Annotated in this window: 9 protein-coding genes and 1 pseudogene; 6 read left to right on the forward strand and 4 right to left on the reverse strand. The window is 57.0% G+C overall.

Translation table 11 applies throughout. The features are described 5' to 3' along the window. Positions 1-45: 45 nt before the first annotated feature. Genes prpB through AGA_RS12080 form a run of 3 tightly spaced genes read right to left on the reverse strand, consistent with a single transcriptional unit; the run spans position 46 to position 3,741 of the window. Entirely contained in the window at positions 46-978 is a 933-nt protein-coding gene (prpB, locus tag AGA_RS12070; protein WP_059024500.1) for a methylisocitrate lyase, read from the reverse strand. Then, a complete protein-coding gene (prpC, locus tag AGA_RS12075; RefSeq protein ID WP_059024501.1) occupies positions 975-2,144 on the reverse strand; it encodes a bifunctional 2-methylcitrate synthase/citrate synthase in 1,170 nt (389 codons plus the stop codon). The genes prpB and prpC overlap by 4 nt, the downstream gene beginning before the upstream one ends. Before the next feature lie 34 nt (positions 2,145-2,178). Then, complete coding sequence (locus AGA_RS12080; RefSeq protein WP_059024502.1) at positions 2,179-3,741, reverse strand: MmgE/PrpD family protein; 1,563 nt, start codon at positions 3,739-3,741, stop codon at positions 2,179-2,181. Positions 3,742-3,871: 130 nt separating this feature from the next. On the opposite strand from AGA_RS12080, the gene AGA_RS12085 reads away from it, so the two are divergent. Continuing rightward, positions 3,872-5,290 carry a helix-turn-helix domain-containing protein gene (locus tag AGA_RS12085; protein WP_059024503.1) on the forward strand — a complete coding sequence of 473 codons (1,419 nt, stop codon included), beginning with the start codon at positions 3,872-3,874 and terminating at the stop codon, positions 5,288-5,290. 471 nt (positions 5,291-5,761) lie between these two features. On the opposite strand, the pseudogene AGA_RS12090 reads toward AGA_RS12085, so the two are convergent. Next, positions 5,762-6,412: pseudogene (locus tag AGA_RS12090) on the reverse strand (YfdX family protein); the annotation flags it as partial. A gap of 475 nt (positions 6,413-6,887) precedes the next feature. Here AGA_RS12090 and AGA_RS12095 point away from each other — a divergent pair. The 5 genes from AGA_RS12095 (at position 6,888) to AGA_RS12115 (ending at position 12,629) form a co-directional block, all read left to right on the forward strand. Next, on the forward strand, positions 6,888-7,463 hold the full coding sequence (locus tag AGA_RS12095) for an RNA polymerase sigma factor (protein ID WP_059024504.1): 576 nt from the start codon (positions 6,888-6,890) through the stop codon (positions 7,461-7,463). After that, complete coding sequence (locus tag AGA_RS12100) at positions 7,414-8,349, forward strand: FecR family protein (protein WP_059024505.1); 936 nt, start codon at positions 7,414-7,416, stop codon at positions 8,347-8,349. Before AGA_RS12095 ends, AGA_RS12100 begins: the two co-directional genes overlap by 50 nt. A 121-nt stretch (positions 8,350-8,470) precedes the next feature. Next, entirely contained in the window at positions 8,471-10,948 is a 2,478-nt protein-coding gene (locus tag AGA_RS12105) for a TonB-dependent receptor domain-containing protein (protein WP_231945837.1), read from the forward strand. After that, a complete protein-coding gene (locus AGA_RS12110; protein ID WP_059024506.1) occupies positions 10,945-12,213 on the forward strand; it encodes a histidine-type phosphatase in 1,269 nt (422 codons plus the stop codon). The genes AGA_RS12105 and AGA_RS12110 overlap by 4 nt, the downstream gene beginning before the upstream one ends. Beyond that, entirely contained in the window at positions 12,210-12,629 is a 420-nt protein-coding gene (locus AGA_RS12115; protein WP_059024507.1) for a hypothetical protein, read from the forward strand. Before AGA_RS12110 ends, AGA_RS12115 begins: the two co-directional genes overlap by 4 nt. Positions 12,630-12,632 lie beyond the last annotated feature (3 nt).

Below are 12,632 nucleotides of genomic sequence, written 5' to 3' on the forward strand. Positions count from 1 at the left end.
TATCCCCTGTTCTTTTTGTTGTGTTCGGGACAGAAGTCTGCGGTTTTAGGCGGCGGTGCGGTCAGCCTGCCCGATATGCGGGAGAACCGTGGCCACAATGCCTGCGTCCAGTGTTTCGTAATCATAATACCGGAGTGTTTTGTACAGTTCCTCACGGGTTTGCATCCGCTCCAGCATGGCCTGCGTGCCACCCGTGCGCGCAATGGTGGCAAATAGGTCCGCCTGAGCCCTGTTGGCCACGCGGAGTGAACTGACCGGCCATATGACCATGCTGTAGCCCATTGCCTCGAACTGGGACGCCGTAAAATAGGGTGAGCGTCCAAACTCGGTCATATTGGCCAGCAGCGGCACATCGGGCAGTCGTCTTGCAAACTCCCTGAACATATCTTCCGATATCAACGCTTCGGGGAAAATGGCGTCCGCCCCGGCCTCGTAATACAGTCTGGCGCGGGCCACTGCGCCATCCAGCCCTTCCGAGCTGGCAGCATCGGTGCGGGCGATTACCACCATATCCCGCCGCGCACGGGCGGCGGCGGCCACTTTTTGGGCCATCTCCTGTGGGGAGACGAGTTTTTTGTCATTCAGGTGCCCGCATTTTTTGGGCAAAACCTGATCTTCAATATGCACGGCGGCGGCCCCGGCCTCCTCAAACGCGCGGACCATGTTCATCACGTTCAGGATTTCACCATAGCCGGTATCGCCATCCACCAGCACTGGCAGGCCCGTGGCACGCACAACCTGACGGATGAAAAAACACACCTCGTCTATGGTAATAATGCCTAGGTCAGGCAGCCCCATGCTGGCGGTCATGGCTGCACCCGAAAGGTACAGGGCCTCAAACCCGCAATCCTTCGCCTGCAGGGCAGCCTGCCCGTTATGCGCACCGGGGATTTGCATAATGCCCTTGCGGTGCATCATGTTCTTAAAACGCTGGCCCGCAGGCGTTGCGGGCAGGTCTTTGCCTACCAGATAGGTCATGCGGCGTACTCCAGTCCGTCACGTTCACGCAAAGGGATGAGCGGGCGGGCATCCGGCCCAGTATAGTTGGCGGATGGACGGATGATTTTTCCATCCATGCGCTGCTCCATAATGTGCGCGCACCAGCCGGTCACGCGGGCCATGACAAAAACAGGTGTGAACATGGCTGTGGGAATATTCATGGCGTTGTAGGAAACAGCACTGAACCAGTCGAGGTTAGGGAACATCCTCTTCTGTTCAGCCATAATTCGCTCTATGCGCTCGGCCACGGTATAGAGCCGCATGGTGCCGTTACGGCGGGAGAGGTCCCTTGCCGTTTCCTTGATAATTTCGTTCCGCGGGTCGGCCAGAGTGTACACCGGGTGGCCAAAGCCGATAATCACCTCTTTGGCCTCCAGCCTGCGGCGAATATCTGCCTCGGCCTCATCCGCCGTGTGGTAGCGTTGCTGGATGTCCAGCGCCACCTCATTCGCTCCCCCATGTTTGGGGCCACGCAGCGCGCCAATGGCAGCCGTTACGGCGGAATACATGTCCGACCCAGTGCCCGCCACAACACGCGCGGCAAAGGTGGAGGCGTTAAACTCGTGCTCGGCATACAGAATGAGCGATGTGTGCATGGCCTGCACCCAGTCCGATGGCGGCACCTGACCATGCAGGAGGTGCAGAAAATGCCCGCCCACGCTGCCATCATCCGTACGGGTTTCTATCCGCCGCCCGTGGTTGGAATAATGGTACCAGTAGAGCAGCATGGAGGCCGTGGAGGCCACAAGCCTGTCTGCTATCTCCCGCGCACCGGCGACCGGGCAGTCACTCCGTTCCGGCAGGGCACAGCCCAGAACGGATACCGCCGTGCGCAGCACATCCATGGGGTGGGTGGAGGCTGGCAGACGTTCCAGTGTTGCCCGCACAATATCGGGAATATCGCGCATACCCATCAAATGCCGCCTGTAACATTCCAACTCCGCTGTGTTGGGCAAGTAGCCATGCACAAGCAGGTAGGCGACCTCCTCAAACGTGCAGGAGCGGGCAAGGTCTTTTATGTCATACCCACGGTAGTGCAGGTCATTCCCGCTGTGGCCAACCGTGCTGAGGGCTGTATTGCCTGCCACGGTGCCGGACAGAGCAACGGATTTTTTGGGTTTGGTACGGTGCAGTTCGGTATGCATTGTTCTTGCTCCCCTGCGTTTTAGGCTGCGTCTATCAGGACGTAAGGGCTGCGGGCTTTTGGGCCGCTTTTGTGCCCATGCCAGACTGACCAAAGTTAAAAATGCCTTCCACCCGGTTAAGCTGCATGTCCTGCGGGGGAATATGCAGTTCAAGCTGGTAAAGGTCCCCCGCTCCCAGTTCTGGCAGGCGCTGCACGACTGCCAGAAAACGCTCCACTTCCGCAGAAGGCACGATTCCTTCCGACAGGGTGCGGAATTTTTGAATATAGTCCGCCCGCTGCCACGGCGTTGCCCCAAGCGTGTGGGCGTTGGCTACCGCCAGTTCATCCTCCAGCACGCTTCCATCCTTCATGCGGATGATAATGCGGCCGCCAAAGGCCTTTTTTTCCGGGTCCGTCTGGTGGTAGCGTTGTGTCCACTCGGGTTTTTCAATCGTGTGGATTTTCTTCCATAGCCGGACCGTATCGGGCCTGCGGGCACGTTCTGGCTCGTAAGAGCGCACGTGGTGCCAACATCCGTCCTGCAACGCCACAGCCACAATATACATAATGGAATGGTCCAGCGTTTCCCGCGTGGCCTGCGGGTCAAACTTCTGCGGGTCGTTGGACCCTGTGCCAATAACGTAATGCGTATGGTGGCTGGTTTCGATCAGCACATCTTCCACATCATCCCAGTTGCTGATTTTTTTGCCCATGCGGAAGGCAAGGTCGATCAGGGCCTGACTCTGATATTCCGCCGAATGTTCCTTGGTAAAGGAGGAGAGAATAGCCCGCTTTGGCTCGCCCATGCCGGGCAGGGGAACGGTGTAGTGTGCATCCCTACCATCCAGCATCCAGGCAATAACGCCATCTTCCCCTTCATAAATTGGGGCTGGAGATGTCTCACCCAGCATCGCACGGTCCACCGATTCCACGGCCATTTTTCCGGCATGGGCCGGTGCGTAGGCCTTCCATGACGAAATTTCGCCCTTGCGGCTTTGGCGTGTGGCGGTGGTTACATGCAATGCCTGCCCAATGGCCTGATAAATGACCGAAGGCGGCAACCGCAAAAGCGTGCCAATCCCCGCCGCGACCGAAGGACCGAGATGGGCGACGTGGTCAATCTTATGTTTATGCAGGCAGATGGCGCGGGTCAGATCAATCTGGATTTCATACCCCGTGGCAATGCCTCGGATCAGGTCTGCGCCACTCCGCCTGCATTGCTGGGCTACCGCCAGAATACCGGGAATATTATCCCCCGGATGGGAATATTCCGCCGCCAGAAACGTGTCATGAAAATCCAGTTCCCGCACAGCGGTGCCATTGGCCCAAGCCGCCCACTCCGCATGGACCTGCACATCCGGCCCCATGCCAAACACCGTTGCACCACCCGGCCGACTATGGGCCAGCGCCTCGGCCCGCGCGCTCATGACCGAATGGCGGTTGACTGACGCCATGGCAACAGCGGCATTATCAATCATACGGTTGATAATCATATCCGCCACGGCGGGTTCCACCGGCACGGGGTCCGCTGCAACCTGCGCAATCTTCCAAGCCAGTTGGTCTGCGCGGTTCAGTCTGTCGCTCTCAGGGTGTACGCGCACATTATGATTTTGCATTGTTCCATCCCTTGCCATCTTGTGATCTGGGGAAACAGTTGCAGACTGTTGCGTAAAGCAGCAGAGGAATAAGAGTAAAAAGAGGCGAAGGAATTTGCCCCTGTTGCAAAGTCTGTAAAGGTTGGTGTGCATGGCCAGAACAAAAACCAAGCTGTTTGCCGGCAACAGGCTGCGCCAGTTACGCCAGCGCGAGGGTATGACACAGGCCGCTCTGGCCGAATGTGTGGGCATTTCCCTCAGCTACCTTAATCAGTTGGAACGCAACCACCGCCCCCTGCCCGACCACCTGCTGCAAAGCCTGTGTGAACGCTTTGCCGTTGGCACGTCATGGTTTTCCGACACGCGAGAGGCCCATGCCGTGCAGGCCCTGCGCGAGACAATGGCTGACCCGGTTTTTAAAACTGCGCCCCTCTCCCTTGTGCAAATGGCCGAGGCCGCACGGCATAGTCCGGAACTGTGCGAGGCTTTTTTAACTCTTTACCGCGCTTACACGTTTGATCAGGAGCGCCGCTCCCATGCACCTTCTGCCAATACGCCACCGCTGGAACCCTACGAGGCCGTGGGCAACTGGGTGCAGGACCACAACAACTATTTTCATGAACTTGATTGTGCGGCCGAGTCTTTTTACGAACACCTTTTTTCTGATGATGTTCCGCTTGCCACAGCCCTTGCACAACATTTGCAAGACCGACACGGGCTAAGCATAACCCACAGCACGGCCCTACAGGCACGCGGATTGGTCTGGCGCATAGACCGGCACAAACACCAGATCCAGCTCCCCCACAACCAGCCGCCAGAAAGCACTCTGTTTTTTCTGGCCCAGATTATTGGCCAGCTGGAACACAACCGCCTGATGACGGACATTTTGCGCAAGGAAGGACCAAAAGACCGCAACGCGCAGGAACTCGCCCGCGTGTATCTTGGTAACTACTTTGCCGGGGCTCTTATTTTACCCTATGCCCGTTTTCTGCACACAGCGGAAACGCTGCGTTATGATGTGGATGAACTGCGCCGCCACTTTGAAGTCAGCTTTGAACAGGTGTGCCACCGGTTAAGCACCATGCAGCGCGTTGGTGCGGAAGGGATTCCCTTCTATTTTCTCAAACTCGATATTGCAGGAAATATTCTTAAAAGTTTTTCAGCCAACCGTTTTTCACAAGCCCGCTTTGGTGGCCCCTGCCCGTTGTGGAACGTTTTTCGCGCTTTTGCCACACCGGGGCAGATTCAGGTCCAGCTTTCGCAAACAACGGATGATTCCATCTATCTTAATGTTGCCCGTACAGTCGGGCGGGAAGGGCTGAGCTATGCAGACCGCCCCCGCCAGATTGCCATGGTGCTGGGCTGCACCATAGCCGATGCCACAAAAACCGTTTACGCCGCTGGCCTTAATCTGGAGGACCACACATTGGTGGTGCCTATTGGACCGGGATGCCGTGCATGTGGGCGGGAGCAATGCAGCCACCGCTCGCTCCCTGTATCTGGCCGGGCGTTGGATACGGGCAGCAATGCCAGAGGTGTTGTACCCTACAGGGCTTTACCCGAACATTAAAAAACCCGCTGCAAGAGCGGGTTTGGGCTGGTGGGGCAAGGGGGAGGAGTAGAAAGAGATCTTACGGACTGACCGGGGATGCAAAACAGCCCGTAAGTTCGGGGGGATAGTATTTTACGGTATAGTCACGACAACCACAGATTGTCGCGGTGATGCCCCTTGCCCCACCAGCAGAAACGCCTTCATCACCGCGACAAGTTAATAATAAGAACCATTCTCATTAAAGCGCAAGCAAAAAATAGAGGGCGGTGCATTTTTTTTTGCACCGCCCCACCTACTTTTCTGTAAACCTTTGTTTGGTAAGGTTTTTTACTGCGCGCTACCTGTAGCAGACTCCGCCTTGGGAGCAGCCGGTGCGGGTGCCGCAGGTGCAACCGGCGCCGCAGCAGGCGCGCTGGCCGGAGCCGGAGCGGCAGCAGCATTGCCAGTTGCGTGATCCGCAGCCTGCCCTTTGCCCGAAGCCTGCCCGTTTGCGGGCTGGTCAACATAGTCGTCCGAGACGAACACAATGCTATCCAGCAACTGGTCCAGCGCTTCCTTTGCCTGCGCAGCCTGACGGCCTTCCGTCAGCACGCGAGCGCGGTACAGGGTGCTCTTGGTCTGTTCCAGCGGGGCCAGCGCAACAATAAAGTCCGCGTCCTCACCCACAACCTGTAGGTTCTGCTGGGCCTGCGTGTTCTGCCCGGCCTTGAGCGCCTGATTAGCCTGCTGGGCTGCTGCTTTTTTCTCGGGGGCCAGTGTTTCGGTCAGGATGAATTCACCCCCAACAGGAATCCACGTAATGGCCCCTGTTATGGGTTTGTGCGTAGCCGAGGCGGGGTGCTGGGGAGCAGGCTGCAACTGGTCTTCTGCTGCAAAAAAGCGACGGTTATCTTTTTGCGCTGCCACAAAACGCTTCTGCGCATCATAAAGAGGGGGAATGGCCGCATCCGTTTTGCCCTGCGCCAGCAGGTCACGCGCCTGCAACACATCCTGCATGGCCTTCTGTCCATCTACAGAGAGGTGGTGCAGCGCACGACCGGCCTTGAACTTTTCCCAATCTGTGTGAATAGCGCCAGCATGTGCAGCAGAGGCACCGAGCATAAGAGCGGCCACTGCCGCTAAAGGTGTTTTAAACCGCATAAAAACAATCCTGACCGAAAATGTTGACCTGTAACAAAGGATTCAAACCCAATATTTGGTTAGTGCAACATATTTCTCAAGACGTTGGCGAGAAAATGGCCAGCATTAAAAAATTTATTATTTTGTGTAATAGGCCCCATACCCTGCGCCTTCTGACCATGACTTTAGAATTATGCAATACAGGCATGTTTTAAACACACACACTCATTTGCCGGACCGAAACACATGTGCGCGCGTGTTTTTACACGCCCCTCCCACCGCGCAAAATTAGTCTTTCCGTTAGATTCGTCCACAGATTCTGCGGATGCTCCGGTGCATAAGCCTGTGGATAATGTGTACAGTTGGTGTGAAAGCCGGGAACCCGCAGCGCCACCCTCCCCACACCCTGCCTTTGTCATGCAACTGTCACACTGCTTCAGCCATGTGCTTGCTACATGCCTGCCAATCAACCACACCGGCGGGGCAGAGGGTTCGATTGTTAGACAACACAGACGAGTGCAGCATCTGGCTGGCCACCCATATTCTCCCGCATGAAGGCCATATCCGTACATGGCTACGCCGTTATGGTGATATTGAAGCGGATGACATTATCCACGAGGCCTATGTGGTCATGGCGCAGGCGGACTGGGCGGCTGTTACCAACCCACGGGCCTACTTTGTGTCCATCTGCCGCAATCTGGTTATGCAGCATTACCGGCGTGCGCGCGTGGTGCCTGTTACCAGTCTGGCGTTAATGCAAACAGACACCATGCCAGACACCACCCCTTCCGCCGAACGCGTGGTCCATGCCCGGCAGGAAATTCGTTTTCTGGAAAAAGCCATTGCAAAACTTCCATCCCGATGCAGAGATATTTTTATTCTGCGCCGGGCCAGAGGGCTGACACAGAAGGAATGTGCGGCACAATTAAGCATTTCAGAAAATATTGTAGAAAAACAGCTTGCACGCGCGCTTGTTTTTCTTTCCAAGACATATTCGGAATCAGACAGGGAGATGACCGTTGATGAGGAGAGGCGCCCGCGTCTCGCCCACTCTCGCAAACGCCAGCCCTGAAGAGGCGGCAGCAGGATGGACGGCCAGGCTAGACAAAGGCCCCCTGTCCACAGGCGAACAGCAGGCATTCCAGCACTGGCTGGATCAGGATATACGACACAAGGGAGCCTTCCTGCGTGCAAAGGCCATATGGCATGCAAGCGGCAGGCTGGGCGCGTTACAGGGGCCAAAAGGGCCAGCCATTGCGCACCCGGAGCGGCTGCCTACCCTGCCCCGCCGCCGCTTTTTTGCTGCGGCCGCCGCCGCGGTTGTTCTGCTTGCAGCCCCCAAACGGCAAGGCAAGGCCAACAGCCTGTACACCACCAACAATGCCGTATCCGCCCCGCTGAACACCGCATTTGGCACCATTACGCTGGATTGCTTCTCCCGCCTTAAAATGGGGTTGGAGAGCAACCGCCTTGTAAACGGCCGTTGCTGTGTGCAGGGCCGCACTGGCATGATTATGAAGGCGGGAGATTTTATTTTTGCGCCCCATGGCCGCATGTTGCTGTCCTGCACGCCAACACAGGTTATGGCCACGACCGTTTCTGGCACGGTGCGGCTGCGCAGGCACCACTCGGATGAATGGTGGACCCTGACATCGGGCGCACAAATAACATTGCGCGGAGACCTCCCCCCAGAAATCCGCAGCCTTCTGCCCGAAGAACTGGACTCCCAAAACGCATGGAGCATAGGGCGGCTGGAAGTGCATGATGAGAGCATGGCCAGCATTGCCAACACGTTCAACCGCTATAACCAGCGGCAACTCCACGTGGCACCCGCTCTGGCCAACCGCCGCCTGACAGGCGTTTTTAGCCTGAACCACCCCGAGGAATTTGCAAGTGCTGCCAGAACAATACTGGGCGCGCGACTGACCGAAAACACTCAAAGCCTTTTATTATATTAGGTTTTTTTAAATACCCCCAACGCCACTCCCTTTGACTTATTTGTGTAACAAAAAAAAGCAGCGGAAAACACAGCGACTTTGACTCTTAACGGTATGTTCCGTCACTTGCAGGGCCACTACCGTGCGATCTTTTACCTTACGCCTTTCCTCCCTTTCCCTCTGCCTTTCTGGCGTATCCTTTTTGTCTGCTTCCCATGCTCTGGCGGCTCCGGTTCCTTTTGCCATTCCCGCAGGACCGCTTAGCCAGACGGTTGTCACCTTCAGCCGCCAGTCCGGCCAGCAGGTTGCGCTGGATAGCGCGCTGGCCGCCAAAGCCACCTCCGCGCCGGTGTACGGCACCATGGAGCCCGAAGCGGCAATAAACCATCTGCTGCAAGGCACAGGACTCAATGTGGCAGCACATCAGAAAAACATGCTGATCCTGCAAAAAGCGCCTGTCTCCAAGGCGGCGGCCCATACATCTGCTTTGAAAAAAGAGAAGAACACAGACGAGCACATTACCGTTCTGGGCCGCGCCATGCGCCTGTCCCCCGCTGTTGTGCCGCTGGATATTACAGAGCCGACATCGCGCATTCAGAGCAACTTCATCAACAACAACATCATCCCACTGGCCAGCGTGGATGATATTATCAAATTCCAGCCCAGCATATGGACACAAAACCCCAACGGTCCGGGCATGGGCAAAGCCGAAACCATGAGCCTGCGCGGTTTTCAGGACGGGCAGTATAATATGACTTACGACGGCATTCCGTTTGGAGATGCGTCGGACCTGCACCATACAACATCCTCTTTGTTTATCTCGCATTTTTTGGGTGAAGCACAAATTGACCGTGGCCCCGGTACGGCGTCTACCATTGGTAACGCCACCTTTGGCGGCACGGTTGGCTTCCGCTCCAAAACGCCGCCCAGCAAGGCAGGCGCTCAGCTTTATGGCACCTATGGCAGCTTCAACACCCGCGCGGGTGGGTTGGAACTGGACAGCGGACAAACCCGCTTTGGCAAAGCCGTGCTGGACATGCAGCATGAGGAAACCGACGGCTACCTGACCAATTCCTACGAAAAACGCAGCAACATCCTGTTCAAAGATGAGATCAAACTGGCGGAAGACACAACACTAACCGTCCAGACAACCTATAATAAGGAATGGCAATACACCACGCAGGGCGCCACGCTGGCCGAATACGCCACCTATGGTAAAAATTATGGTCTGTGCGACGACCGTGCCAGACAGTGCTATTACGGCTACAACCCCAGCACCTATACTTCCGACTTCAGCTACATTGCGCTCAAAACCCGCCTGAATGACTGGCTGACCCTGCAAAACAGTGTTTACACAACAGGGTTTGAGCATGAATACACAGAATCAACCGATGCCAGCCAGCGTTCACTCAGCGCCAATGGCGTGACTTTTTACAGCACGGCAGGCAAAAAAGTCGCGACATATGCGGATGATATTCCCGGCAAATATGCCGATGCCCACTTCCGCAATTATGGTGATACGCTGAACCTGACAGCCAAAACCCACTACGTGGATGTGCAACTGGGGATGTGGGCCGATGTGCAAAAGGACAGGCGCATAAGCTATGCTGTGGACCTTTCCAAAGGGTCCATCCCTGTTCCCGGCAAAACGGGCTCTCCCTACAGCTACAATATTTCGGACACCAACACCACGCTCCAGCCTTATCTGGAACTGGACGTGCACCCCCTGCCGGGCATGACCATAAAACCCGGCGTCAAATGGTCCTACTTCCATCGGGACTATGATGCGGCTTTGAACAAGTCCACCAAACAACCGCTGAACGCTACACAGACTTTTACATCCTGGCAGCCATCCATTGCCATTAACCAGCGCATCATGAAGCAGTGGAGCGCTTACGGGCAGATTGCCCGTGGTTTTCTTGCGCCCCCCATCTCGGTTTTTCAGGTTGGTGATATTGGCAATGTCAAACCGGAAACAACCATGAACTATCAGGTTGGCACCGTTTACCGGGATAAAAAATGGATGCTGGCGGCAGATGCCTACTACATCAACTTTTCCAACTACATTGCCGCAGCCCAGATTAACGACCCCATTCAGGGCGTAACCAGCACCTACGTCAACAGCAGCGGCGCCATTTACAAAGGGCTGGAGCTGGAAGCCCAGTATGTTATTGGCTATGGTCTGTCTGTTTATGGCAACTACAGCGTTAACAGTGCACGCTACAAACACACGCAGGTGCATGTTGCCGCCAGCCCCAACATGCTGGCCTCCTTTGGCCTGCTGTATGAGAACGACAGGGGGGCTTACCTCTCCCTTATCGGAAAATACGTGGGCAAACACTGGGGGCTGGACAGCGTGACCAACGGCAGCGGCAACACACAGTTTGCCAACCAGTATAAAATTGGCAGCAATGTCACCGCCGACCTTGCCATGGGCTGGCGCATCCGCAACGTTGGCAGTGTTTTCCGCGAAATTACGCCAAGCCTTAAAATTGGCAACCTGTTCAACAACCGCTCCGTCAGCAACTTTGCAGGGAACCAGAGCGTGGGAGATGCCCCCCTTTACTGGCGCAACCCCGGACGGAGCGTCTTCTTCAATCTGGCGGTGACCATACCATGAGACACCTTACGCTCCTTTGCGCGCTGCTTGTGGCAACACCTGCCCTTGCAGCCGCCCCCTCCGCACCGCAGGACGGCGCAGTGCTGGAACGTGTGGTGCTGGTAGCCCGCCACGGCATACGGAGCCCCACCAAAGCACCGCAAACGCTACAAACCCAGACCGGCCATGTATGGGCACAATGGCCTGTTGCACCGGGTGAACTCACTGACCACGGCAAACAGGCGCTGGCACAAATGGTGGGCATGGTGCGCCAATACTACACGCAGGCCGGGCTGCTCCCCTCCGCTGGCTGCCCCCAGCCCGGCACCGTTGCCATATGGGCCGATGCCAAGGACCACCGCACGCGGGAGAGTGGCGCCATATGGGCAAACCAGTTGGCGCCATCCTGCGCCGTGCAGGCACAATCCCTTGCAGATGGGCAGGAAGACCCGGTTTTTGCTGGGCCATCCACCCCGTTAAGCCAGCAGAACCAAGCCGCCATTACGCATGAATTTGACCAGCGCGTAAGCACCATACCCCCAGGCATTAGGCAGAGCCTAAACACGTTGCAGGCTGTTCTGGCTCCCACCGCCTGCACCACGGACAAGCCTCATTGCCTGAGCGCCAACATGGCCGCACTGGCATGGAAAAAAGGCAAACCCCATCTGGAAGGCGGATTGGCAACTGGCGGTACTGCGGCAGAAAACCTGCTGCTGGAATATGCGCAGGGGATGCCCAAACAGGCTGAACCCTTTGCCCCCCACGACCCCGCCCCCCTGATTGCGCAGGTTTTTCCGCTACACACGGAAGAAAGCTGGCTTATCCGCCGCCTGCCCACATTGGCGGCGCGCAAGGGGGCCGTTATGGCGGCCATTGTGCAGAATACCCTGTTTGGCAAACCCGATGGAACACTGCCCAACGTAACGGAGCAGACAAAGCTGCTCGTGCTTTCGGGGCATGATACCAATCTGGACGTGCTGGCGACCCTGTACGGGCTGGACTGGTCCTTTACCGACCAGCCAGACCCCACCGCGCCCGATACAACACTGGCCTTTGAGCTATGGCGCACGGCCAGTGGCCCCAAAGTTACCGTCCGGTTGTTCCATCAGGGGTTGGAAGACCTGCGCACGCTGGCCCCCCCACCCCTGCTGCGGATATGCAGGTTATTGCCAAAGGCGCTTCCCTCCAGACGCTGCGCCCCACCGCCACGCAGTAAGGCTGGGGCGCACATTCTGTGGCCGGGCGCCTTCCCAACCACCCGGCCACGCCCCATATTGATACTATGACGGATGCACGGAACCGCGCCGGGGCCAACGCCCCCTCCGAACTTGTGCGGCAGCGCCGCATGGCTCTCCTGCTTGTCCGGCTGCCGGACAAAACACGGGGCTGGCTCTTCTGGCTGCGTGAACCCCGGCAGAAGTGGCTCCGCCTGCCAACTGGCATTTTGCTTATAGCAGGGGGCCTGCTCTCCTTTTTACCCATACTCGGCCTATGGATGTTACCGTTGGGCGTTGCCCTGCTGGCGGAGGACTTTGCCCTCTGCCGCAAGGCCAGTGCACGTATGCTGGACTGGGTCATCCGGCGCAAACCACACTGGCTCGGCATTGCCCCGGACGAGACAGAGGAGGACGCCTACAGCCGTATCCGCCCCCTTATTCCGCCCCACCACATGCCGGAAATGGCGGAACAGGCGGGCGGATAACCC

The organism is Acetobacter ghanensis (assembly GCF_001499675.1).
GTDB lineage: Bacteria > Pseudomonadota > Alphaproteobacteria > Acetobacterales > Acetobacteraceae > Acetobacter > Acetobacter ghanensis.